At 68.7% G+C, this 22,955-nt stretch carries 20 protein-coding genes; 9 read left to right on the forward strand and 11 right to left on the reverse strand.

Going from position 1 to position 22,955, the window contains the following annotated elements; genetic code table 11:
• Nucleotides 1-2: 2 nt before the first annotated feature.
• From paaB to paaZ, 3 genes are read right to left on the reverse strand one after another with little or no spacing between them, the layout of a single operon-like run.
• On the reverse strand, nucleotides 3-290 hold the full coding sequence (gene paaB, locus ACIG5F_RS13590; protein WP_396517950.1) for a 1,2-phenylacetyl-CoA epoxidase subunit PaaB: 288 nt from the start codon (nucleotides 288-290) through the stop codon (nucleotides 3-5).
• Nucleotides 287-1,222 (reverse strand): 1,2-phenylacetyl-CoA epoxidase subunit PaaA, encoded by a 936-nt coding sequence (gene paaA / locus ACIG5F_RS13595; protein ID WP_396517951.1) that lies wholly within the window; start codon nucleotides 1,220-1,222, stop codon nucleotides 287-289. The genes paaB and paaA overlap by 4 nt, the downstream gene beginning before the upstream one ends.
• Nucleotides 1,215-3,245 carry a phenylacetic acid degradation bifunctional protein PaaZ gene (gene paaZ, locus ACIG5F_RS13600; protein ID WP_396517952.1) on the reverse strand — a complete coding sequence of 677 codons (2,031 nt, stop codon included), beginning with the start codon at nucleotides 3,243-3,245 and terminating at the stop codon, nucleotides 1,215-1,217. Before paaZ ends, paaA begins: the two co-directional genes overlap by 8 nt.
• Before the next feature lie 63 nt (nucleotides 3,246-3,308).
• On the opposite strand from paaZ, the gene ACIG5F_RS13605 reads away from it, so the two are divergent.
• Entirely contained in the window at nucleotides 3,309-4,100 is a 792-nt protein-coding gene (locus ACIG5F_RS13605; RefSeq protein ID WP_396517953.1) for an enoyl-CoA hydratase/isomerase family protein, read from the forward strand.
• Here the strand turns inward: ACIG5F_RS13605 and ACIG5F_RS13610 are convergent, their stop codons facing one another.
• A complete protein-coding gene (locus ACIG5F_RS13610) occupies nucleotides 4,101-4,940 on the reverse strand; it encodes a 3-hydroxyacyl-CoA dehydrogenase family protein (protein WP_396517954.1) in 840 nt (279 codons plus the stop codon). It lies immediately after the preceding gene.
• Between the two features lies 1 nt (nucleotide 4,941).
• The gene (locus tag ACIG5F_RS13615; protein ID WP_396517955.1) at nucleotides 4,942-6,108 is read right to left on the reverse strand and encodes a thiolase family protein; all 1,167 of its coding nucleotides are present in this window, start codon (nucleotides 6,106-6,108) and stop codon (nucleotides 4,942-4,944) included.
• Nucleotides 6,109-6,184: 76 nt separating this feature from the next.
• Between ACIG5F_RS13615 and ACIG5F_RS13620 the strand changes: the two genes are divergently transcribed.
• Both ACIG5F_RS13620 and ACIG5F_RS13625 read left to right on the forward strand, forming a co-directional pair.
• Nucleotides 6,185-6,769, forward strand: coding sequence for a TetR/AcrR family transcriptional regulator (locus tag ACIG5F_RS13620; RefSeq protein ID WP_396517956.1), 585 nt, complete (start codon nucleotides 6,185-6,187; stop codon nucleotides 6,767-6,769).
• A gap of 112 nt (nucleotides 6,770-6,881) precedes the next feature.
• Entirely contained in the window at nucleotides 6,882-7,472 is a 591-nt protein-coding gene (locus tag ACIG5F_RS13625) for a lytic polysaccharide monooxygenase (RefSeq protein WP_396517957.1), read from the forward strand.
• Nucleotides 7,473-7,530: 58 nt separating this feature from the next.
• Here ACIG5F_RS13625 and ACIG5F_RS13630 read toward each other — a convergent pair whose 3' ends face one another.
• The 3 genes from ACIG5F_RS13630 to ACIG5F_RS13640 are packed head-to-tail and all read right to left on the reverse strand — an operon-like array spanning nucleotide 7,531 to nucleotide 12,865.
• Nucleotides 7,531-10,377 carry a Z1 domain-containing protein gene (locus ACIG5F_RS13630; RefSeq protein ID WP_396517958.1) on the reverse strand — a complete coding sequence of 949 codons (2,847 nt, stop codon included), beginning with the start codon at nucleotides 10,375-10,377 and terminating at the stop codon, nucleotides 7,531-7,533.
• Nucleotides 10,374-11,363 (reverse strand): PD-(D/E)XK motif protein, encoded by a 990-nt coding sequence (locus ACIG5F_RS13635; RefSeq protein ID WP_396517959.1) that lies wholly within the window; start codon nucleotides 11,361-11,363, stop codon nucleotides 10,374-10,376. The genes ACIG5F_RS13630 and ACIG5F_RS13635 overlap by 4 nt, the downstream gene beginning before the upstream one ends.
• Nucleotides 11,364-11,383: 20 nt before the next feature.
• Nucleotides 11,384-12,865: an ATP-binding protein gene (locus tag ACIG5F_RS13640; protein WP_396517960.1), complete on the reverse strand. Its 1,482-nt coding sequence runs from the start codon at nucleotides 12,863-12,865 to the stop codon at nucleotides 11,384-11,386.
• A gap of 445 nt (nucleotides 12,866-13,310) precedes the next feature.
• On the opposite strand from ACIG5F_RS13640, the gene ACIG5F_RS13645 reads away from it, so the two are divergent.
• The 4 genes from ACIG5F_RS13645 (at nucleotide 13,311) to ACIG5F_RS13660 (ending at nucleotide 16,729) form a co-directional block, all read left to right on the forward strand.
• Nucleotides 13,311-14,081 carry a GIY-YIG nuclease family protein gene (locus tag ACIG5F_RS13645; protein WP_396517961.1) on the forward strand — a complete coding sequence of 257 codons (771 nt, stop codon included), beginning with the start codon at nucleotides 13,311-13,313 and terminating at the stop codon, nucleotides 14,079-14,081.
• 134 nt (nucleotides 14,082-14,215) lie between these two features.
• Nucleotides 14,216-15,418, forward strand: a complete 1,203-nt coding sequence (locus ACIG5F_RS13650; protein WP_396517962.1) for a DNA cytosine methyltransferase — start codon at nucleotides 14,216-14,218, stop codon at nucleotides 15,416-15,418.
• A gap of 12 nt (nucleotides 15,419-15,430) precedes the next feature.
• A complete protein-coding gene (locus ACIG5F_RS13655) occupies nucleotides 15,431-16,240 on the forward strand; it encodes a GIY-YIG nuclease family protein (protein WP_396517963.1) in 810 nt (269 codons plus the stop codon).
• Between the two features lie 60 nt (nucleotides 16,241-16,300).
• The gene (locus tag ACIG5F_RS13660; RefSeq protein WP_396517964.1) at nucleotides 16,301-16,729 is read left to right on the forward strand and encodes a very short patch repair endonuclease; all 429 of its coding nucleotides are present in this window, start codon (nucleotides 16,301-16,303) and stop codon (nucleotides 16,727-16,729) included.
• 9 nt (nucleotides 16,730-16,738) lie between these two features.
• On the opposite strand, the gene ACIG5F_RS13665 is transcribed toward ACIG5F_RS13660, so the two are convergent.
• Genes ACIG5F_RS13665 through ACIG5F_RS13675 form a run of 3 tightly spaced genes read right to left on the reverse strand, consistent with a single transcriptional unit; the run spans nucleotide 16,739 to nucleotide 20,908 of the window.
• Nucleotides 16,739-18,235, reverse strand: coding sequence for a phytoene desaturase family protein (locus ACIG5F_RS13665; RefSeq protein WP_396517965.1), 1,497 nt, complete (start codon nucleotides 18,233-18,235; stop codon nucleotides 16,739-16,741).
• Between the two features lie 11 nt (nucleotides 18,236-18,246).
• A complete protein-coding gene (locus tag ACIG5F_RS13670; RefSeq protein WP_396517966.1) occupies nucleotides 18,247-19,608 on the reverse strand; it encodes a pyridoxal phosphate-dependent decarboxylase family protein in 1,362 nt (453 codons plus the stop codon).
• The gene (locus ACIG5F_RS13675; RefSeq protein ID WP_396517967.1) at nucleotides 19,592-20,908 is read right to left on the reverse strand and encodes a glutamine synthetase family protein; all 1,317 of its coding nucleotides are present in this window, start codon (nucleotides 20,906-20,908) and stop codon (nucleotides 19,592-19,594) included. The genes ACIG5F_RS13670 and ACIG5F_RS13675 overlap by 17 nt, the downstream gene beginning before the upstream one ends.
• A gap of 244 nt (nucleotides 20,909-21,152) precedes the next feature.
• Here ACIG5F_RS13675 and ACIG5F_RS13680 point away from each other — a divergent pair, with 244 nt between their 5' ends.
• Both ACIG5F_RS13680 and ACIG5F_RS13685 read left to right on the forward strand, forming a co-directional pair.
• Complete coding sequence (locus ACIG5F_RS13680; RefSeq protein WP_396517968.1) at nucleotides 21,153-22,028, forward strand: catechol 1,2-dioxygenase; 876 nt, start codon at nucleotides 21,153-21,155, stop codon at nucleotides 22,026-22,028.
• Complete coding sequence (locus ACIG5F_RS13685) at nucleotides 22,025-22,870, forward strand: fumarylacetoacetate hydrolase family protein (RefSeq protein WP_396517969.1); 846 nt, start codon at nucleotides 22,025-22,027, stop codon at nucleotides 22,868-22,870. Before ACIG5F_RS13680 ends, ACIG5F_RS13685 begins: the two co-directional genes overlap by 4 nt.
• Nucleotides 22,871-22,955: the final 85 nt, after the last annotated feature.

A 22,955-nucleotide genomic window follows, 5' to 3' on the forward strand; every position in this document is an offset into this window, starting at 1 on the left:
GCTCACATGTGGGGGACGTCGTCGGGGATCTCGTAGAACGTCGGGTGCCGGTACACCTTGTCGCCGCTGGGCTCGAAGAACGGGTCCTTCTCGTCCGGGCTGGACGCGGTGATGTCGGCGGCCTTCACGACCCAGATGCTCACACCCTCGTTGCGGCGGGTGTAGAGATCGCGGGCGTTGTGCACGGCCATCTCGTCGTCGGCCGCGTGCAGCGATCCGACGTGCACGTGGTTCAGACCCCGCTTGCCGCGGACAAAAACCTCGTACAGCGGCCAACTGTTCCGGCTCATGCCACCGCCGCCTTTCCGGAGTTCTTCGCGGCGTGGGCGATCGCGGCCTCACGGACCCAGTCGCCGTCCTCGTGGGCCCGACGCCGGTTGGCGATGCGCTCGGCGTTGCACGGCCCGTCGCCGGAGATCACGCGCTTGAGCTCGTCCCAGTCGATCGCCCCGAAGTCGTGGTGCTGCCGCTCCTCGTTCCACTTCAGGTCCGGGTCCGGCAGCGTCACCCCGAGCTTCTCGGCCTGAGGAACGCTCATGTCGACGAACCGCTGGCGCAGCTCGTCGTTGGTGTGCCGCTTGATCTTCCACGCCATCGACTGCGCGGTGTTGGGCGAGGAGTCGTCGGGCGGGCCGAACATCATCAGCGACGGCCACCACCAGCGGTTGACCGCGTCCTGCACCATGTCCCGCTGGGCCTGGGTGCCGCGCATCAGCGTGAGCAACAGCTCGTAGCCCTGCCGCTGGTGGAACGACTCCTCCTTGCAGATGCGGATCATGCCCCGCGCGTACGGCCCGTACGAGCTGCGGCACAACGGAACCTGGTTGCAGATCGCCGCGCCGTCCACCAGCCAGCCGATCACGCCGACGTCGGCGAAGGTCAGCGTCGGGTAGTTGAAGATGGACGAGTACTTCTGCCGTCCGGAGATCAGCATCTCGGTCAGCTCGCCGCGGTCGGCGCCCAGCGTCTCGGCCGCCGAGTACAGGTAGAGCCCGTGCCCGGCCTCGTCCTGCACCTTGGCCAGCAGAATCGCCTTGCGCCGCAAGGAAGGCGCGCGGGTGATCCACTCGCCCTCCGGCTGCATGCCGATGATCTCCGAGTGCGCGTGCTGCGCGATCTGGCGGATCATCGTCTTGCGGTAGCCGTCCGGCACCCAGTCCCGCGGCTCGATCCGGTGGTCGGCCGCGATGGTGTCCTCGAAGTGTTGTCGCAGATCAGTCATTTTTCGCCACCAGGGTCAACACGTCGTATTTGGCCACGGACTCGCCGTTCTGGTTGGTCACGTCCGCGTCCCAGCGGACCTCGCCGTAGTCGTTGGCCTCGCGCGGGGTGATCTGCTTGGCGGTCAACGTCACGGTCAGCTCGTCGCCCGGGTTCACCGGCGTCAGGAAGCGCAGGTTCTCCAGGCCGTAGTTGGCCAGCACCGGCCCGGGCTCGGGCGACACGAACAGGCCGGCGGCGAACGAGACGATCAGGTAGCCATGGGCGACCCGACCCTCGAAGAACGGGTTAGCCTTGGCGGCTTCCTCGTCCATGTGGGCGTAGAAGGTGTCGCCGGTGAACTCGGCGAAGTGCTCGATGTCCGCAAGGGACACCGCCCGCGGGCCGGCCACCACGGTGTCGCCGATCTTCAGCTGCGCCAACGACTTCCGGAACGGGTGCACGCCGTCGACGGTGCGGTCGGCGCCGGCCACCCAGCGGTTGGTGACCTTGCTGAGCACCTTGGGGCTGGCCTGGATCGCGGTGCGCTGCATGTGGTGCAGGACGCCGCGGATGCCGCCCATCTCCTCGCCGCCGCCGGCCCGGCCGGGGCCGCCGTGCACCAGCATCGGCAGCGGGGAGCCGTGGCCGGTGGACTCCTTGGCGTCGTCGGCGTCCAGCACGAGCAGGCGGCCGTGCCACGGGGCGACGCCCAGCACGACCTCGCGGGCGAAGTCGGCGTCGCCGGTGACGACCGAGCCGACCAGGCTGCCCTGGCCGCGGGCGGCCAGCTCGATCACGTGCTCGGTCGAGGTGTACGGCAGCAGCGTGCTGACCGGACCGAAAGCCTCGACCTCGTGCGGCTGCGGCAGGTCGGCGTCGTCGGCGCGGAGCAGCACCGGTGACATGAATGCGCCCTTGGTGGCGTCAGCGTCGACCAGGTCCACCTTGTCGGGGTCGCCGAACACCACGCGGCCGGCCTCCAGCAGGCCCTTCAGCGAGCGCCGGACCTCCTCGCGCTGCTCAAGGCTGGCCAGGGCGCCCATCCGGACCCCCTCGGCCAGGGGGTTGCCCACCTTGACCTTGGCCAGCCGCTCGGACGCCGCCTCAGCCACCGCGTCGATCAGCTCGGCCGGCACGAAGGCGCGACGGATGGCCGTGCACTTCTGGCCGGCCTTCACGGTCATCTCGCTGACCAGCTGCTTCACGTACAGGTCGAACTCGGTGGTGCCGGGCTTGGCGTCCGGGCCAAGCACCGAGCAGTTCAGGGAGTCGGCTTCGGCGTTGAACCGTACCGACCGGTTCACCACGACCGGGTGCGAGCGCAGCCGCTGCGCGGTGGAGGCGGAGCCGGTGAAGCCGACCAGGTCCTGCTCGGTGAGGTGGTCGAGCAGGTCGCCGGCGCTGCCCGCGACGAACTGGAGCGAGCCCTCCGGCAGCAGCCCCGACTCGATGATCAGCTCGACCATGCGGGCGGTCAGGTAGGCGGTCTGGCTGGCCGGCTTGATCAGCGTCGGCACGCCGGCGACGAAGGCCGGGCCGAACTTCTCCAGCGGCCCCCACATCGGGAAGTTGAAGGCGTTGATCTGCACGGCCACCCCGCGCAGCGGGGTGTGGATGTGCTGGCCGAGGAAGGTGCCGGCCTTGCCGAGCGGCTCCACGTCGCCGTCCACGAAGACGGTGTCGTTGGGCAGCTCGCGGCGGCCCTTGCTGGAGTAGCTGAACAGCACGCCGATGCCGCCATCGATGTCGACCATCGAGTCGGTCTTGGTGGCGCCGGTGCGCGCGGACAGCGCGTACAGCTCCTCGCGGTGCTCGCGCAGCATGGAGGCGACCGTCTTGAGCAGGGCGGCCCGCTGGTGGAAGGTCAGCGCACGCAGCGCCGGGCCGCCCACGCGGCGGCCGTGCTCGAGGGCGGCGGCGAAGTCGACGCCGGCCGAGGAGACCGTGCACACCTCCTCGCCGGTCACCGCGTCGTGCAGCGGCTGGCCGTCGGCCGTGGGCGTGTGCCACCGGCCGTTGACATAGCTGCGCAGCAGAGCCATCTCAGCACCCTCTCGCGACCGAATTACTTACCGTCCGTTCGGTATAGATGCTAGCGTGTGTCCATGGATGGGGAAACCGTTTCGGTCGACGTGGACGGCGCAGTCGCGACCATCACCCTGGATGCCCAGGCCCGGCGCAACGCGCTCACCATCGAGATGCGGCAGGAGCTCAAGGCCGCCGTCGAGCAGGTCCGGGCCGACGACACCGTGCGGGCCGTTGTACTCACCGGTTCAGGACGGGCCTTCTGCGCCGGCCAGGACCTGGCCCAGCACGCCGAGGCGCTGCGGGCCGACCCGTCGACGGCGCTGCACATCGTGGGCGACGACTACAACCCGCTCGTGTCGGCGCTGGCCGCCCTGCCCAAGCCGGTGCTGGCCGCCGTCAACGGCACATGCGTCGGCGCCGGGCTGGGCATCGCCCTGGCCTGCGACCTGCGGATCGCCGCCGAGTCGGCCAAGTTCGCCACCGCATTCACGGCCATCGGCCTGACCTGCGACTCCGGCCTCTCGGCCACGCTGGCGCGCGCCGTCGGTCTGGCCAGGGCCAGCGAGCTGGTGCTGCTCGGCGAGCCGTTCACCGCCGCGCAGGCCCTGGAGTGGGGAGTGGTCGGCAAGGTCGTGCCGGACGCCGAGTTCGCGGACGCGGTCCGGGCGCTGGCCACCCGACTGGCCGCCGGCCCCACCGTCGCCTTCGCCGAAGCGAAGGCGGCCTTGCATGCGAGCTTCCAGCCCCCGCTGGCCGACGTGCTGGCCGCGGAGGCGGCGGCGCAGGCCCGGCTGGGCCTGACCGCCGACCACCAGGGCGCCGTGGAGTCGTTCCTGGCCAAGCAGCCCGTCACCTTCCACGGCAAGTAGTCAGTTCCAGGCGTAGAAACCCTGGCCCGACTTGCGGCCCAGTTCGCCCCGCTCCACCTTCTCCCGCAGCAGCTTCGGCGGGGCGAACCGGTCGCCCAGCGTGCGCTCCAGGTACTCGGCGATGGCCAGCCGCACGTCCAGGCCGACCAGGTCGGTGGAGCGCAGCGGGCCCATCGGGTGGCCGTAGCCCAGCTCCATGGCCCGGTCGATGGATTCGGCGTCGGTGACGCCCTCCTCCAGCATGCGGATCGCCTCCAGGCCGAGCATCACGCCCAGCCGGCTGGTGGCGAAGCCCGGCGAGTCGCGGACCACCACATCGGCCTTGCCCAGCAGCTTCACCCACTCCAGGGCCTTGTCCCGCACGTCGTCCCGGGTGTGCGGGCCCACCACGATCTCCACCAGCTTGGACACCGGCACCGGGTTGAAGAAGTGCATGCCCACGAACCGGCCCGGGTGCACCAGCACGGCGCCCAGCTCGGCCACCGACAGCGAGCTGGTGTTGGTGGCCACCACCGTCTCGGTCGACACCGCCAGCTCCACCGCCGTGAGCACGCGGACCTTCAGCTCCGGGGCCTCGGGCACCGCCTCCACCACCAGGTCGGCGTCCTTGGGCAGCGCCGGGATCTCGGTGACGAAGTCGACCCGGGACAGCACCTGCGTCACCGAGCCCTCCAGCTTGCCGCGCTCGGCGGCGCGACGCAGGCCCGTCTCGACCCGTGTCAAGGCGGCCTTGGCGGCGATGGTGTCGCTCTCCACCACCGTCACGTCGGCGCCGACCGTCGCGAACACCTGGGCGATGCCGGACCCCATCCGGCCGCCGCCGACCACCGCTACCCGCACGTCAGACCCTTTCCACGAGCATTGCCACGCCCTGACCGACCCCCACGCACAACGTAGCCAGGCCGCGCCGACCCTGCTCGCGCTCCAGCCGCCCCAACAGGGTGACGACCAGCCGCGCGCCCGAGCAGCCCAGCGGATGGCCCAGCGCGATGGCGCCGCCGTCGGCGTTGACCTTCTCCTCGTCCAGCTTCAGCCGGCGGATCACCGCCAGGCTCTGCACCGCGAACGCCTCGTTCAGCTCGACCGCGTCCAGGTCGTCGACCCGGAGTCCGGTGCGGGACAACAGCTTCTCCGTCGCCGGCACCGGGCCCAGGCCCATCACGCGCGGGGCGACGCCGGCCGAGGCGCTGGCGATCACCCGGGCTCGCGGCGTGAGATTGTGCCGCTTCACCGCTTCCTCGCTGGCCAGCACCAGCGCCGCCGCGCCGTCCGACAGCGGGGACGAGGAGCCGGCCGTGACCACGCCGTCCTTGCGGAACACCGTCTTCAGCGTGGCGAGTTTGTCCACAGTGGTCGTCGGCCGCGGTCCCTCGTCGGTGGCGAAGTCGCCCACCGACACGATTTCCCCGGCGAAATGGCCGTTCTCGATGGCCTTGACGGCTTTCTGGTGGCTGCGCAAGGCGAACAGGTCGCTGTCCTCGCGGCTGATGCCGTCCAGGGCCGCGACCTCCTCGGCCGTCTCCCCCATGGTCAGCGTGGTCTGCTTGTCGTAGCGGGGATTGGTGAAGCGCCAGCCCAGCGAGGTGTCGCTCACCTCACCGGGGCGGGCCCACGGGGTGCCCGGCTTGGCCATCACCCACGGGGCGCGGGTCATCGACTCCACGCCGCCGGCGACCACCAGGTCCGCCTCGCCCGAGCGGATCGCCTGCGCTGCCGAGGCGACCGCCGTCAACCCGCTGGCGCACAGGCGGTTCACCGTGTAACCGGGGACGTGCTCGGGCAGGCCGGCCAGCAGCACCGCCATCCGGGCCACGTTGCGGTTGTCCTCGCCGGCCTGGTTGGCCGCGCCGAGGATCACCTCGTCGATCGCCTCGGCCGGGGCGTTGGCCCGGCGGACCGCCTCGGCCACCACGAGACCCGCCAGGTCGTCCGGGCGCTCCTTGGCCAGCGCGCCGCCGTAGCGGCCCTGCGCCGTGCGCACTCCGTCGACGAGAAACACTTCCGGCATGGCGGCTCTCCTTCGGGCGTCGGCACGCTATTATTAACCGGCCATTCGGTCAGTTCGCAAGGGTTGGGAGAACGCCGTGGAGCCAGCGCCCCGCCGGGGTCGGCCCGGGTACGACCAGGAGTCGCTGCTGGCCGTCGCGGTGAAGGTGTTCAACGAGCGCGGGTACGAGGCCACCTCGATGGAGGAGCTCTCGCGCAAGCTCGGCATCACCAAGTCCGCCATCTACCACCATGTCAGCGGCAAGGAGGAACTGCTGCGGCTGGCCATGGACCGGGCCCTCGACGGCTTGTTCGCGGTGGCCGAGGAGGCCCAGGCCATGGACGGGCGGGCCATCGACCGGCTCGAGCATGTGGTGCGCGGCAGCATCGGCGTGCTCGTCGACCGCCTGCCGTTCGTCACCCTGCTGCTGCGGGCCCGCGGCAACACCAAGATCGAACGCGCCGCCGTCGCCCGGCGCAAGGAGTTCGATCGTCTGGTCACCGATCTCGTCAAGCAGGCCGAGGCCGAGGGCGACGTCCGCACCGATGTTGAGCCAGCCGTCACCGCCAGGCTGCTGTTCGGCATGGTCAATTCGCTGATCGAGTGGTACCGCCCCCGCTCCGGCGCCTCGATCGCTGACGCTGTGTGCACAATCGCCTTCGACGGCCTGCGCACCCGGTAGCCCAATCGGACGTTGCGACGGTTTTCGTCAGGGCACCATACTGAACTCGGCAAGTGGTCTATACCACTTCGGCCGCCGCGCCATGATCCCTGCCGACCCATGGGGGCTGTTCATGCGCAAGAGGTTCGCCCTACCCGTGCTCGCCGCGCTCGCCGTCGCCCTGCCCGTGCTCTTCGCCGGCGCCGCCCAGGCCCACGGCTACACCACCAACCCCGTAAGCCGCTCCTCCCTGTGTGCCCAGGGCATCGTCACGAACTGCGGCGACATCCAGTACGAGCCCCAGTCCGTCGAGGGGCCCAAGAACTTCCCCGCCGCCGGTCCCGCCGACGGCGCCATCTGCGCCGGCGGCATCGCCCGCTTCGCCCAGCTCGACGACCCCCGCTCCGGCACCTGGCCCGCCACCAAGCTCACCTCCGGGGCCTCCTACACCTTCACCTGGCACTTCACCGCCATCCACGCCACCACCGATTTCCGCTACTTCGTCACCAGGAACGGCTGGGACCCCACCAAGCCCCTCACCCGCGCCCAGCTCGACCCCACCCCCTTCCTCGTCTCCAACTGGAACGGCCAACGCCCCTCCGGTGACGTCTCCATCCCCGGCAAGCTCCCCTCCGGCAAATCCGGCCGCCACCTCATCCTCGGTGTCTGGGACATAGCCGACACCGGCAACGCCTTCTACTCCTGCGCCGACGTCACCTTCTGACGTCGCCCCGTGGCTCCTGCCCGACACCCCTGCCGCCGGGCAGGAGCCACGCTTCGACTCACTCGTCCAGCACCAGATAGGCCGGCTTGGAGGCATCCCTGGTGCTGAAGGTGACCAGCCGCTTGTCACGGGGCTCGGCCCGGCTCGGCACACGCAGGTAGAAAGCCATGACCACACCGTCAGGGTCTTGCTCGGGCGTCAAGGCCGAACGTTTCTCCTCGTTGTCCACCATGGGGTACAGCAGCATGCCGCCGGTCAGGGACTGGTCGGCTTGAGCGATCGCGTCCGCTGGGACACGGTGGGAGGGCGTGGAGTTGCCGCGGATTCGGTGCTCGGGAGCGCTACGCTCGACCAAGTTGAACGGCCCGTGTCCGGCGAGAGTGGCAGTTCGTGTCGTCTTGACCTGAGGCATGATCACCTCCCAGTCTCGAACAAGCTCCGGGCCCAGGGTGCGCAGCCATGCCAGGTCTGCTCGGAAGATGTCGTCGTGAGCCCATTTGAGCTTGGCCAGCACACGCAGCAGGGTCAGATGGTCGACACGGCCCGTCCACGCGGAGAACCCGCCTCGGCCCGGGAACCCGGGTCCAAGCTCGAGCGTGGCCAGAATAGGTTCGAAGGCCTGGACATTGGCTGCCAACGCGGCCTTCTCGCGGGTGTCCAGGTAACCCCGGTTCGGCTCCTTCACCGGCGAACGCCGCTGAGTGAGCACAGCGTTGTACATCTTGGCCGCGGCGGTGGGCTTGAGCATGTGCGAGGCGACCAATGGCGGGACCTCGGCCGGAGTGATCTGCGGTCCGCCGTCGACCGGACGCGCGTACTGCCGGAGCTCCTGCCTGAAGTGATCCTCGTCGAGGCAGATGGACTCGAACGCCTCATGCAGGTCAGGAGTCACGTACAGGCGCACGAGATCACGGTATCCGCGCCGGAAGCCGAACCACCGTCCCATCTGCATGAGCGTGTCCGCCTGCTTGGTCGCGCGCAGGTAGTACGACACGGTCAGCCCCTCGACCGTGAACCCCCGCGCGAGCTTGTTGCCGCCGATGAGGATTCGCCACACCGACCGCTGGTCGAAGTCCAGGTCCTCTTGCTCAAGGGCCTGGTCGCTGTTGACAACAATCACCGGGTCCCCGTTGGGGCTGATCCTGCGGACGGCACGCGAGACGTAGTCCTTGAGCTCGCCGTAGTCCTTCGGCCTCGGATCGTCGCTGGCCCGGGCTTCAGAGACGGGCAAGATGTCATTCTCGAACAAGGAGCGCAGTCGCCGCTCGCCCGACGGCGAGAAATATCCAGCCTGGTTCCACAGTCTTCTGATGTCTAGCGCCTGGTCACGATGCACGTCGGTTTTCATGCCTTCATGCACGAGCATCGTGTGATGCCGGTAGGCTGGCGCGCCACGGTCCTCACGGTACAGCTTCATCGCACCCGTGAGCACGAAGGCGTCGATCGCCTCCTGAAGCATGTCATCGGCCTTGTCGTCACTGACGAACCGCACATGCGCCTTCTCCTTCGAGTTCTCGAAGGTGCGCTCGTTCCACGGGATCTCCGAGTCCAGGTCGTGGAAGTCGTCGGCGCCCATGTAGCCGGCCGGCCGCTCCAACGAGATCAGGAAGTCACGGGGGAAGATGTCCTCGGCGTCGCTCGGGTCGACGAAGACGTTCGCGAAGGGCGTCGCCGTGTAGCCGACGTACTGCGCCCTCGGCAGCATGCGCAGCAGTTGGGAGATCAGGAAGTTGATGCTCGTGCGCTCCTTCTTGCCGCTCTCCCACTTCTTCGGGTTGCTGGTGTTGACCGAGGCCTGGTCCGACTCGTCGTCGATGATCAGGACGGGGATGTCGGTCAGCCGAGCGGTGATCGCGTCGAGGTCGTTCACCAACTTCTTCAGCACCATGCTGTTCTTCTTGACAATCGCAAGACGAGCGTCGCAGGTGAACAGGTTCGCCGGGTCGTAGAGCGGCCGGGTTCGGTCCCGGCGCTCGAAATCGAGCGCCGAGATCCCCTGCCGAAGGCTGCGGTAGTCGAACTTGTGGGTGGTCATCCGGTGGATGTCGGGACTGCCGAGGTCGGCCGGCTGACGGCCGTGGCGGACGAACTTGCCGTTGGCCCAGTCCTCGGTGTGGTAGTAGTCGACGGCATCGAGGGCGTCGTGGTTCGAAGGGCTGATGCCGCGCAGGATGTTCTCCTCGCCGACCAGCTCCATGTCCAGGCGGCGTTGGGTTTGGTCGCGCAGCACCTCGGTCGTGCCGGTCAACACGATGATCAACCGGTAGCCCACGTCGATGGCCTTGGCCACGACACCGGTGAAGTTCGCCGTCTTGCCGCTCTGCACGTAGCCGACGACCAACCCCTTCGCCTGGTACGCCTCGTCCCGAGTGGGCTCGGAGAGCCGCTCGACGACGTGGTCGGTCGCGGCGTCGAGCTTGGCCACTGCCTCAGGAGCCCAACCGCGCTTCTCCAGGAGGTAATCGCTGTAGTGATTCCAGTAGAAGCCGCGCTCGGCCAGCGTCTCCCGGGAATACCAGGGCTCCCAGCTCTTGGCGATGACGACGGTCTCGTCCGCGTCCGCCACCGGGAACAGCTTCAGGAACAGCCGCGACGTCTCGCCGTCGACGTCGAGCCGGCGGAGCACGACCTCCCGCCGTTCACGGGTGTTCGGCTGCGTTCCCTCCGTCCAGTCGACGGCGGCCGGCAGGAAATCCCAGTCCGCAAGACATATGTGCAGGGTGCGGCGAAGCATGTCCCCCGGCAGCGCCGTCGCGAGGTGCTCGCGAAGCGGTCCGTCGCCGACCTTCAGCCCAGCCTCGAAGTACTCGGCCTCGCTGGCCGCCTTGCGATGCAGATCCCTTGGGCCGCCCCGCTTCATGGCCGCCAAGGCCGCCAGGTAGCTCTCCACCAGGCTGTCGCTCACGCCCGTCCTCCGTAGGTCAACGCGGACTGGAGGTAGCCGAGCGACGGCGCGTCGGCGAGAACCTCGCTCAGATCCAGCTTGTACTTGACTTCCTGCACTCGATCCATCGACGCGCCGGCCGCGTGCAGCATGTCCGCGGTCAGCCGCGGAAACGACTCCTTGACCAGGAACGCGAGCGACGGAGCTCGCCGAGTCCAGTGCGTGCGGCACGTCTCCTCGTAGTCTTCGCGCCAGCCCGCGCCGAACAGGTGCGCTTCGAACGCGTCCCGGACAACGCCGCTGCCGATCGCCTGCCGGGCCCTCTCGATCAGCTTGGGCAGCCTCCAGCCGGCCGTGTCGCTGGTCTTGGTGAGCTGGTGGGAGATCAGCCACAACGGCCGATCCGGCGACTCGACCAGCTGGGTGAGCGACTGGATCCAATGCGTTCTGCGCTCGCCGGAGGTCGTCTTCACCTCGATGTCGGTGTCCCGCACCGAGAAGTCGTGCTCCTCAAGGGAGTCGCTGTGCCAGGCCCGCGCGGCCTCGGTGGCTCCAAGCTCGTTGGCCAGCCCCAGGAACACGAGCAGCTCGCCGACAAGGCCGATCTCCTGTTCCGTCGTCAGGGCGCTCTCTCGACGGAGCAGCTGCCCCATCCTGCGCAGCGTGCGTCCCACCGCCTCGTCGAAGGACAGGGCGTCCACCTGGATCCGGTCCGCGACCGCGCACAGCATCGGATAGGCCTCAAGGAAGAGATCGGCGCGCGACACGACAATCTCCAGGTAGTCCTCGCCCCGCCGGCGCACCGACCTCGTCTTCACGTGCTCGAGGTCGATCGGCGACGCTTGAGCGCCCGCAGCGCAGGCCACCCGAAGCCCCGCCTCGGGCGCCGCGCCCGGTGTGATGAAAATGGACGCGCTCGGGCTGCCTGGAATCGGTCTTTCGAGCGGAGCGTGCGCGGCGAGCTCGCCTTCGAAGCCCACCGCGGAGAGATGCCGCTCGCTGCTCATGGCCGGAGAGTTCACTCAAATCACTCTTTCGCGCTCGCGAGTTCGCTCTTGGCCGCCACGGTCAGCAGCTCCTGCCAGAGCTCGATGTTGTCCCTGTCCCTGACGCCGAGCCACTCACCCTGGAAGACGTTCTCGACGACCAGGTACAGCAGCGTTTTGATCATCGGCAGGTCGTTCAGGCCGCCACGTCGGCCGCCGGACAGCGCCGCGCGATAGGCGCCGTTCAACCACAGCGTGCGCCCCTCCCGGTCGACCTCGAAGAAGTTTTCGCCGTTGAAGCGCTTCCAGCGGATGTCGATGGGCTTCGCGCCGGGGATCGCCGGAATCTCGTCCTCGATCGAGTCTCGCACCTTCGGCGGGAACCCCTTGCCCGGCGGGATCATCGGTTTGCGGGAATTGCTCCGTTTGCGCGACGCCCGAAAGACTTCCTCGGCCACCGTCAGATAGTCGGTGAACGAGGTCCCGTCACCGGCCCGCGCCGCCTCGGACAGGCTGCCGAACTCGGGCCCGACCAGAATCCTGGACTTCTCCGGATTCATCTTGAAGAGCCCGGCGATGTCGTCGTCGATGTCGACCTCGACACGCGCCAGCTGCAAGCGCCGGTCCGGCGCGTGGATTCCGTCCCAGCCGCCGATGTGCAGCAGCCGGTCGCGGCGGTAGAAGTACAGTCCCTGGCTGTCGATCGGCCCGGCCGGCAGTTTGAACTGCGGCGTGTTGGCTCTACCAGGCCATATGTGGCACCGAAACACGATTCGCGAGGATCCGCTGGTCGCGACGAGGCTTTTAGGGTATTCGGCCTTGCCCGACCGCGTGTACCCGAAGGGGTTCACCGGAGTGACCTCGACGCGCGTGCCGCCGCCGGGATTGTCCACGTCCTGGATCTCCACGGTGATCGCCACCCGCCGGCTCTCCAGATGCCGATGGAACACCAGGCCGAGATGCGAGCAGGCAGTGGACACCGTCCGCGTCAGGAACTCATCGACCCGAACGGAGTCCTCGGTCATCGGGAACGCGCTGACTTCGTCCCATCGAACGACGGTGCCGGAAGCGTCCTCGCTGGGCAGCCCCCACGCTCCGGTGATCTCACGCTCGGCGAACTCCGCGGGCACGTAGTCGCAGTGGAAGCCGTCCATGCTGCGGTCCAGCTGCCATCGTCGGCCGACAGCCTCCCAGCCGGAGGCCTTGGACAGCACCGTCAGGCTCCTCGCCTGGCTGAACGACGCAGCCTTGAGACCGAGCCCGAACCGGCCGAGATCGTCCGACCGGTACTCCCTTCGGCCGCCGAGGGTCATCGCGCCGTCGATCTCGTACGGCGTCATGCCACGCCCGTTGTCGACGACGCACAGCCAGGTCGGCCGGCCCGACCTCAGCACGATCCTGATCGCGACCTTCGTCGCCGCGGCGTCGATCGAGTTGTCCACCAGATCGGCCAACGCGGTCTCGAAGGAGTGGTTCCTTCCCAAACCGTCCAACGCCCGCGGATCCGGGGGCAGCTCGAGCACTCCCGCCGAGGGGACTTGCTCACTCCATGTCGACATTTACCGATCACCTCGAACTACCTGAGCGCGGCGCGCGTCACGACTTTGAGGGCAGCACGAACTGGCGGCGTCCGCGACGCCACCTCGTCAACGTTCTCACTGGGACTCATAGCCTCTGCGGCGTGAAACGTTAGCCCCTCCGACCGGAGAGCGGGGCACTTTTCCAATATCCACCCAGACCGAGCCCGTGACCTGCGGTTATCCGAGCAACGACTCGTGTCCAGTTTCAGCGCCAGAACGCTAATCCCTAAAATCAGGGGAACGGCGGGCAGCCCAGAACCTGAGCCAGCCACGGGCCCGCTACTCCATTCGGGTGTGGGGTGCGCCGGCCCCGGCCGGACGGGGCAAGACTTCTGGCGCGTTCCGACCGTCGCCACCTAGGATTGACGCCGACCACTGGGGGAATTTGATGGCCAAGGCACAATCAAGAGCGGCGAGCACGGACATCCCCGCCGCGGCGTCTGTCCTGGAGTTCCACGAAGCGCTCGCCGCCGGATTAGACAAGAAGGACGCAAAGAAGCGCAGGTGGGGCGGCGCGAAGTGGGGGTGTTATGCGTTCTACGACTATGATGGCGAGCCCATCTACATAGGGCAGACCTTTGAGCTGCTCAGCGGTCGGGTCCGCCGCCACCTCACCAACCAGCGAACCGACGCGGTCGCCATGAGAATCCTCGACGTGTTCGAGGTCGCGGAGGTCGAACTCTGGCCGCTCTGGCAGTACCAGGAGGTCACCCGGTCATCCGCCAGATTCCCCAAGGCCAAGAAGCACCTCGACGCCCTCGAGTTCGCGATCTACAAGCAGGCCATCTGGGACAGCCGGTTCAGCGCGGTGCTCAATGAGAAGCTGCCGAAGGTCATGGACCCGTTAGATCCGCTGCCCGCGTCGACGCGGTTCAGGGTGACCCGCGGCGCCACTGAGGTCGAGCGGACACACGACGACGTCCGCATCGCCCGCCGCGCCGCGACGATCTCGAGGCTCGCCGCCGTGGCCTATGAGCGCGGCGATGTCACCACCGGCCTGCGGCGCGCGCTGGTGGTGCAGGCGGCGAGGTTGACCTTCCTCAGCGCGGTGCGGCTGGCCAAGGCAACCGGCAATCCGCCGCCCGATCCGAAGCTGATCGACGTGGAGGGCTTGGTCGTCGACGTGTTCCGCCACCCCGAACTCGCCCAGGACGACTGAGGCGGGCGCCCGCCGGCCACCGTGTTCCGTAGGTCACGTGGCCGTCCCGGGCCCGACGGCGTGACCTCGAACAACTGTGCGACCCGCCGGCGGAGGTCCCACACCCGAGGAGTAAGTTCCCTAGGGTGTCATCCGTGTCGAAGTCGAAGCCGAAGCTGACCGCGGTCACGACGCAGGCCGAGCTGCCGCTGGGTCCGACCGCTGTGGAGTTCTTCGCCGGCATCGGGCTCGCCCGGATGGGTTTGGAGCGCGCCGGGTTCACCATCTCGTGGTCCAACGACCTGGAGGCGGCCAAGCGCGAGATGTACGAGGCGAACTTCGGCGACACCCCGTACCACGACTTCGTGCTCGGCGACGTCCGCAAGGTCACGGGCAGCGAGCTGCCGCCGGATGTCTCGCTCGCCTGGGCCTCGTCGCCCTGTGTGGACGTGTCGCTCGCCGGTGCCCGAGCCGGCATGCAGGGCGAGCGGTCCTCCACGTTCTACGAGTTCACCCGGGTGCTGCGCGAGCTGCCGGCGGAGAAGCGCCCGGCCGTGGTCACCCTGGAGAACGTCGTCGGCCTGGCGACCAGCCATGGCGGCGAGGACCTCGCGGCCGCGATTTCCGAGCTGAACAGCCTCGGCTATTCCGTTGACGTGCTGACGCTGGACGCGCGTTGGTTCGTGCCGCAATCACGGCCGCGGCTCTTCCTGGTCGGCGCCCTCGATGCGCCGGAAAGCCACCCCGGCGCGAATCCGCGCTTGCGGCCCGAATGGCTTCGCGCGCCGTTCGGCGACCCGTCCTTGAAGACGCATCAGGCGTTGTTGCCGGACATCGACATCTCCGATGTCGGCACCCTTTCGGACATCGTCGAGGACGGCGACTCCGACGCGGTCACCTGGTGGGATGACGAGCGCACCGCCAAGTTCGAGCAGTCCCTCTCCCCGGTGCAGGCCGAGCGCTTGGCTGTGCTGCGGGAAGCGGAGGCCGTCTCGCATCGAACGGCGTATCGCCGCACCCGCCAGGGCGTGCCGATGTGGGAGATCCGCTCCGACGACATCGCCGGCTGCCTGCGCACCGCACGGGGTGGGTCGTCGAAGCAGGCCCTGGTCGAGGTCGGCTTCGGCCGCCTTCGAGTCCGGTGGATGACGGGTGTGGAGTACGCGCGGCTGATGGGCGCCGGCGACTACGCGCTTCCGCCCGGCTTGCGGGACAACCAGGTGCTGTTCGGGTTCGGCGACGCCGTGTGCGTGCCCGCCGTCGGATGGCTCGCCGAGAACTACCTCATGCCGCTTGTCGACGGGCGGATGCGGCCCGCCTCCTCCAATGCCAAGGCATTGACCGTCGTCAGCGCCTGAGGACAAGCCGCCATGCCGCAGCGCCCGCCGAAGAACAAACTGCCAGCGGATTCGGTTCGCGACTTCCGCAGCCTGCTCAACCTAGCGCTGGACGAAACCGACGACGAGGGACGCGCATGGTCGTCGGCGAAATGGGGATGCTACGCGTTCTACGACTACGACGGCGAGCCCATCTACGTCGGGCAGACCAATGAGTCACTCCGTGTCCGCGTCAAGCGCCATCTCACGAACCAGCGCACCGACGCGGTTGCCATGCGAATTCTCGACGTGTTCGAAGTCGCCGAGATTGAGATGTGGCCGCTATGGGAGTTTCAGCAGCTCGACGAGCAGCTCAGGGGCAAGGATCTGGCGACCCGCAAGTTGATGAAGCAGGTCGCACAGGATCGACTCAACGCCGTTGAGCACTCCGCGTACCTCCAGGCAATCGACGACAGCCGGTTCAAAGCCATTCTCAACGAGAAGATCCCCCCGCGCTCGCCGCGCATCGAACTGCCGCCTTCTATTAGGCGGCCCCTCATCAACAAACAGACCCGCGAAGAACGCGGCCATCCGGACGTCCGGATCGCCCGACGGGCTGAGACCATCTCCCGCCTTGCCGCGGTGGCACATGAGCGAGGTGAGGTGTCGGACGGTCTTCGCCGCGTGCTGGTGATCCAAGCAGTCCGACTCACCTATCTGTCGGCCGAGCGTTTGGCTTATGTGCAGGGACGGGAGAAGCCCAGCCCCGCCGCGATCAACGTGCACGAGCTGGTGGGAAGTTCCCTGACCGAGCCGTCCGACGCGGCGGTGGGCGAGACCGAGGAACTGGACTTCGAGGAATAGGCATCTCCCGCTGCTGGCGCGCGGCTAGAGGCCCTGGTCGCTCGTATAGGCTGCGCGGTCGTGACGAGTGAGTCTTGGGCGACCACGGCGGCGACACGCAAGTCCATGCAGTCGAACAAGAGCAGGGACACCAAGCCGGAGTTGACGCTCCGGCGAGCGTTGCACGCACTCGGCCTGAGGTACCGGGTGTGCGCGCGGCCCCTGCCTGAGGTTCGCCGGACCGTTGACGTGGTCTTCCGGCCGGCGCGGGTAGCTGTCGAGCTCCGCGGCTGCTTCTGGCACGGCTGCCCGACGCACTATCGAGCGCCGTCAGCCAACGGCAAGTACTGGGCGGAGAAGGTCGACCGCAACATGCGGCGGGACCAAGACACCGAAGAACGTCTCAACGAGGCCGGCTGGGTGCTCGAAGTCGTTTGGGAGCATGAGGATCTCGGCGAGGCCGCACACCGCATCGCGGCAACGGTCGCGCAGCGGCGTGTTGGCCTGTGAGTGAGGCAGTCACCCTCCGGTGAGGATTTTCATGGCGGCGTTGTGGCCGGGGATGCCGCTGACGCCGCCGCCGCGGGGGGCGCCGGCGCCGCAGAGGAGGATGCGGGGGTGAGGGGTTTCGACGCCCCAGGAGCCGGGGGAATCGTCGGAGTAGGGCCACGAGAGGTCGCGGTGGAAGATGTGGCCGCCGGGCAGGCCCAGGGAGTCTTCGAGGTCTACGGGGGATTTGGCTTCGATGCAGGGGGTGCCGTCGGGGGCGGTGTGCAGGCACGACTCGATGGGCTCGGCGAGGACACGGTTGAGGGACGCGAGGGTGGCGGAGAGGGCCTGAGCACGGGCAGCGGGGTTGTCGGCGGTGAAGAGGCGGGCGGGCATGTGGAGCCCGAAGAGGGTGAGGGTGTGGAGGCCGGGCTCACCGATGATGGAGGGGTCGGTGAGGGAATGGCAGTAGATCTCGCACGGCGGGAGGGAGGGGATGCGGCCGGAGGAGGCCTCGGAGAAGGCGTGAGCGAGTTGGGAATAGGACTCGTTGACGTGGAAGGTGCCGCCGAAGGCGTCGCGGGGGTCGACGGTGGAGTCGAGGAGACGGGGCAGGCGGCGGAGGATCATGTTGACCTTGAGCTGGGCGCCTTCGGGGGACGGCGGGGGCGGGGTGCCGAGGAGGCGGGAGAGCTCGGTGGGGGAAGCGTTGACGAGGACATGGGAAGCATGCACGGTGTGGGCGGAATCGCCGACGGTGTAAGAGACATCGCCGTCGGGGGTGATGGCGGTGACGGTGGCGCGGGTGAGGATCTGTGCGCCGGAGGAGAGGGCGGCGGCGGCGAGGGCGGAGGTGACGGAGCCCATGCCGCCGACGGGGACGTCCCAGTCGCCGGTGCCGTTGCCGATGACGTGGTAGAGGAAGCAACGGTTCTGTCGCAGGGAAAGGTCATCGGCGGAGGCGAAGGTGCCGATGAGGGCGTCGGTGAGCACGACGCCACGGACGGTGTCGTCACGGAAGGTGCGTTCGATGACCTGGCTGATGGGCTCCTCGAACAGAGCGTGCCAAGCCTGGTCGTCGTCGATGAGGGAGCGTAGGGAAGCCTTGCTGGGCAAGGGTTCGGTCAAGGTGGGGAAGACGCGCTCGGCGACACGGGTGGTCATGGCGTAGAAGCGTTGCCAGGCCGCGAAGTCGGCAGGGTCCACAAAGGACTGAGAAGTGCGGTCGGAGTCCTCGGTGTCGATGAGCAGGCCCTGGGCGCCGACAGGGGTATAGGAGGACATCCGGCGGCGCAGCAGGGTGATGGGCAGGTTGAGGTCGGTGATTATCTTGCGGGGCAGGAGGCTCACCAGGTAGGAGTAGCGCGAGAGACGCACGTCGACGCCGGGGAAGGCCTGGAAGGAGACGGCGGCGCCGCCGACGGAGTCGAGGCGTTCCAGCACCAGCACGGACTTGCCGGCCCGGGCCAGGTAGGCGGCGGCGACGAGACCGTTGTGCCCACCACCGACGATGACGACGTCCACCACGGGCGACTCCCCTATCCGGCCAAAGCGACAACCCTTTCGTGCAGCCTACCCAGATAGCTCTCGGACTCGGGCTTCATCAGCACGCTGCGCACGACCCGGGCGCCGTCGACGTCGACCTCGGCGGCGATGCCACGGCGGGCGAAGGCCTCGGAGCTGGCCCGCAGGACACTGAGGAAGACGGGGTCGTCGGCGTCGGACATGCCTTCCCGCATCATGCGCTCTGAGCCGGCGTCGATGGCGGAAAGCGTTGGCTCGGCGGGAAAGTAGGTGACGATGTCGAGTTCGGGCCGCTGATACGGGACGAGACGGTCGGACTGCTCGATGAGCTCGTGCCAGCGGACGGCGGCCCGACGGCCGGCGGCGAGGACGGCGCCGAGACCGTCGGCCCGAAGGGGCAGCATCTTGAGCGTGAGCCACAGGGCCGCGGCGGCGGCGCCGGGGCGGGAGCACTCCAGGCTGATCTCGCCGAGGTGCAGCTCGTCGGAAGTGAAGTAGGTGTACGGCGAATCGTGCACGTAGAAGCGGCCGACGGAGGGATCGGCGAACAGGACGGCCCCGCAGCCGTAGGGCTGAAGGCCATGCTTGTGCGGATCGACCACAATGGAGTCACATTGCCGGATCGCCTGCCACGGCAAGGGATCGATGCCCTCGGTGCCGGCGATGAGACTGAAGAACCCGCCATAGGCGGCGTCGATGTGGATGCGGAAGTCGTAACGGGAACGCAGGGCGACGACCTCGTGCACGGGCTCGACGACGCCGAGCCCGGTGGTGCCGGCGGTGACGACGACGGTGCCGACCTTTCCGGTGCGCAGCAAGGACTCCAGGGCATCAAGGTCCATCTTGCCGGTGCCGTCGACCGGAACGGGGTGGCCGGTGACGCCGATCAGCTTGCACATCCGGGCATGCGTGTAGTGGCTCTCCGCGCTGTAGGCGATCCCGCGCGAGGGGTGGATTTCCCTTGCCACATAGAGGGCTTCGAGATTGGCGATGGTGCCGCTGGAGGTCAGGTGCCCGAGGTGCTCGCCGTAGCCGAACATGTCGGCCAGCTGCCGGACGACCTCCCGTTCCAGTTTAGCGGTGGCCGGACCGCCGTCCAGGGCGTGGTTGTTGGGGTTGATGAGCATCGCGGCGGCGTAGCCGGCGATGGCCACCGGATGCGGCGGCTTGAGCATCTGCCCGGCGTAGCGGGGATGGAAGAACGGGTAGTTGTCGCGCAGCCGCACGGCCAGCTCGTCGAGCGCGGCGAGCACGTCGCCGTCCTTGACCACCAGCGAGTCGTGCTGGGCGAAGGAGCCGAACTCGGCGGCCCACGACTCGTGGTTGGCCAGCACCCGCTCCAGCCACGGCCGCAACTGCTCAGATGTGGTAGGCATACTCGCGGAACTCCCAATCGGTCACCCACTGCTCGAACCGGGCGATCTCGGCCCGCTTGAGCACGCTGTACGAGGTCACGAACTCCTTGCCCAGCAACGACTGCAGCTCGGCGTCGGCGTCGAGGGCGTCCAGCGCGGCGGTCAGCGACATCGGCAGCACGGCGGCGCGCGCGGCGTCGTAGCCGTAGCCCTCCAACGGCTCGGGCGGCTCCAGCCCGTCCTCGATGCCCAGGCGCATGGCGGCCAGCACGCCGGCGTTGACGAGATAGGGATTGGCCGAGGCGTCGGGCAGCCGCACCTCGATGCGGGCGCCGGCGCCGCGGTCGGGCGGCACGCGGACCATCGCGCTGCGGTTGTCCAGACCCCAGTCGATCAGCCACGGCGCGAGCGTGTCGGGGCCGAAACGCTTGTAGGAGTTGACGGTCGGGTTGGTCAGGGCGGTCAGGGCCGGCGCGTGCCGGAGCACGCCGGCCAAGGCGTGCCGCAGCAGCGGGCTGATGCCGTGCGGGCTCGACTCGTCGGCGCCGAGGTTCGCGCCGGCGGCGTCGACCAGCGACACGTGGACGTGGAAGCCGGACGCGCCGTGGTCGTTGAACGGCTTGGCCATGAAGGTGGCGAGCTGGCCGTCGCGGCGGGCCAGGTCCTTGACCGCGGCCTTGAAGCGGAACGCCCGATCGGCGGCGTCGACCGCCTCGGAGTGCCCGAGGTTGATTTCGAACTGGCCCGGGAAGTACTCGTGGTTGCCGCCGAGCACGCCGAGCCCGAAGTCGCGCAGCTGCCGAATGGTGCGGATCAGGTGCAGGCCGGGGTCGCCGCGGGTGCCGCTGACGTAGACGTTGCCGGGTTCGGGCGAGTACGGCGTGAACCCGGCCCCGTCCGGCACGCACAGGTAGTACTCCAGCTCCGGGCCGACCACCGGCACCTGCCCGGCCTCGGCCAGGCCGTCGACGACACGCCGGAGCACGGCTCGCGGCGACTCGCCGCCGCCGCGCTGGTCGCCGATGCAGGTCGCCACGCCCGGCTCCCACGGCACCACGGCCAGGGTGTCCAGATCGGGCACGAGGTCGATGTCGGGCAGGCCGGCGTCCAGGCCGCCGGGCACCGGCACGGTGTCGCCGAGCGGGCTGGTGTGGTAGACGGCCCGGCAGAACGCGACGCCCCGGCCGACGGCGGCGGGCAGCTGCTCGACCAGCAGCTCCTTGGAGCGCTCGGTGCCCATCAGGTCGGGGAAGACGACGCGGACCACGTCGACTCCCTTGGCGGTCAGTTCGGCCACCACGCGGTCGGTCTGCGCTGCCATCGCCCACCCTCCCTCGTTTGACTGCGAACCATAGCGCCGGCCCCAGCGGCCAACAAGGCGTTGACCCGGCCACGTCACGTCGGTACCGTTTGGATACAAACGATAACAGGAGACGGGCCGGCCGACCAGGGGTTGCGGCCGGCGGTCGACCCGTCGGCCCGGCAGCGTCTACGATCAGCCGACGCGGGCCGCCGGCTCTTCGGTTTCCATTGCGACACAAGCAACACAGTCACGGGGTGGCAGCATGGGTGAAGTCGTCGGGGCCGGTCTGCTCTCCCACGTGCCGACGATCATGCTTCCGGCGCACGAGCGCCGGGAGCTCAACGAGGGCAAGGACACCACCCTGGTCGCCGGCCTGGAGCGGCTGCGCGCCGAGGTGTTCGAGCGGCTGGACTACGACACGGTGGTGGTGCTCGACTCGCACTGGGCCACCACCGTGGAATTCGTTGTCACGGCCCAGAACCGCCGGGCCGGGCTGTTCACGTCCGAGGAGCTGCCGCGCGGGATGTGCCGCATCCCCTACGACTTCCCGGGCGACCCGGAGCTGGCGCACGCGATCGCGGCGCACGGCGAGAAGCAGGGCACGTGGATCACCCCGATCGACGACCAGTACCTGCCGATCTACTACGCCACCGTGAACCTGTGGCGCTATCTGGGCGTGCCGGACAAGCGCTGGGTGTCCATCGGCGTCTGCCAGACCGCCGACGTCGAGGACAACCTGCGGCTGGGCCGGGCGCTGGCGGCCGGCATCGCCGACAGCGACCGGAAGGTGCTGCTGATCGCCTCGGGCGCGCTCAGCCATCGGTTCTGGCCGTTGCGCGAACTTCGGCAGCACGAGGCCAGCGGCATCGAGCACATCCGCACGCCGGAGGCCGCCAAGGCGGACTTGGTGCGCGTCGACTGGTTGCGCAACGGCGACCACGCCAGCGTGCTGGACACCATGGCCGAGTTCGCGGTGTTCAAGCCCGAGGCCGGTTTCGGCCACTACCTGATCATGGCCGGCGCGCTGGGCGAGCGGGCCTGGCGGGCGCCGGGGCGGCTGTTCAGCGAGTACGAGAACGCGATCGGGACCGGCCAGGTGCACATCTGGTTCGACCGGCCGGCGAAGGGATGGACGTGACCGAGTACCGCAGGATCCTGCTCGACGGCGCCGTGGTCGAGGTGACCCGGGTGGACGATCGGCTGGTCGCCCCGGACGGACGGGCCGTCGAGGTGAACGCGGCGGTACACCTGCCGCCGTGTCAACCGTCCAAGATCATCGCGGTGCACCTCAACCACCGCAGCCGGGTCGAGGAGTTCCAGACCAGGCTGCCGGCCGCGCCGACCTACTTCCACAAGCCGACCTCGGCCCTGAACGGACACGACGGGGCGGTCGTGCGGCCCGAGGGCTGCCAGTGGCTGAACTACGAGGGCGAGGTCGCCATCGTCATCGGCCGCACCTGTCGCAACATCGCGCCGGCTGAAGCGGGCGACCACATCCGCGGCTACACCGTGGCCAACGACTACGGCCTGCACGACTTCCGCGACACCGACGCCGGGTCGATGCTGCGGGTCAAGGGCTCGGACACGTTGTGCCCCTTGGGTCCCGGGCTCGTGACCGACTGGGACTTCCGCGGCAAGACGCTCACCACCCGGGTCAACGGCGAGGTAGCGCAGCGCGGCAGCACCGACGAGATGGAGTGGGACATGCACTACCTCGTCGCCGACATCGCGCGGACCATCACCCTGTTCCCCGGCGACGTGCTGCTGTCGGGCACGCCGGCCAACTCCCGGCCCGTGCAGCCGGGAGACGTGGTGGAGGTGGAGGTCGAGGGCCTCGGCGTGCTGCGCAACCACATCGTCACCGGGCCGGTCGCGATCCGCGCCGACGTGGGCGCGCAGCCGACGGAGTCCGAGGAGGTGCTGTCGACGGCGCTCGGCGGCGACTGGGAGTTTCGCGGCATCCGCCCGCCCCGCCGCTGACGCAACGTGACCCTCAAGTGCAGGAAGGGGGCCTTCCTCCACTCGGAGTGGAGGAAGGCCCCCTTCCAATCACGGAAACGGCTAC

This window comes from Kutzneria sp. NPDC052558, from assembly GCF_044547355.1.
Taxonomy (GTDB): domain Bacteria; phylum Actinomycetota; class Actinomycetes; order Mycobacteriales; family Pseudonocardiaceae; genus Kutzneria.

Bases quoted from the DNA above. Each gene is read 5' to 3' on its own strand.
- paaB (WP_396517950.1), bottom strand. From the start codon at position 290: ATGAGCCGGAACAGTTGGCCGCTGTACGAGGTTTTTGTCCGCGGCAAG.
- paaA (WP_396517951.1), bottom strand. From the start codon at position 1,222: ATGACTGATCTGCGACAACACTTCGAGGACACCATCGCGGCCGACCAC.
- paaZ (WP_396517952.1), bottom strand. From the start codon at position 3,245: ATGGCTCTGCTGCGCAGCTATGTCAACGGCCGGTGGCACACGCCCACG.
- ACIG5F_RS13605 (WP_396517953.1), top strand. From the start codon at position 3,309: ATGGATGGGGAAACCGTTTCGGTCGACGTGGACGGCGCAGTCGCGACC.
- ACIG5F_RS13615 (WP_396517955.1), bottom strand. From the start codon at position 6,108: ATGCCGGAAGTGTTTCTCGTCGACGGAGTGCGCACGGCGCAGGGCCGC.
- ACIG5F_RS13625 (WP_396517957.1), top strand. From the start codon at position 6,882: ATGCGCAAGAGGTTCGCCCTACCCGTGCTCGCCGCGCTCGCCGTCGCC.
- ACIG5F_RS13635 (WP_396517959.1), bottom strand. From the start codon at position 11,363: ATGAGCAGCGAGCGGCATCTCTCCGCGGTGGGCTTCGAAGGCGAGCTC.
- ACIG5F_RS13645 (WP_396517961.1), top strand. From the start codon at position 13,311: ATGGCCAAGGCACAATCAAGAGCGGCGAGCACGGACATCCCCGCCGCG.
- ACIG5F_RS13655 (WP_396517963.1), top strand. From the start codon at position 15,431: ATGCCGCAGCGCCCGCCGAAGAACAAACTGCCAGCGGATTCGGTTCGC.
- ACIG5F_RS13670 (WP_396517966.1), bottom strand. From the start codon at position 19,608: ATGCCTACCACATCTGAGCAGTTGCGGCCGTGGCTGGAGCGGGTGCTG.
- ACIG5F_RS13675 (WP_396517967.1), bottom strand. From the start codon at position 20,908: ATGGCAGCGCAGACCGACCGCGTGGTGGCCGAACTGACCGCCAAGGGA.
- ACIG5F_RS13680 (WP_396517968.1), top strand. From the start codon at position 21,153: ATGGGTGAAGTCGTCGGGGCCGGTCTGCTCTCCCACGTGCCGACGATC.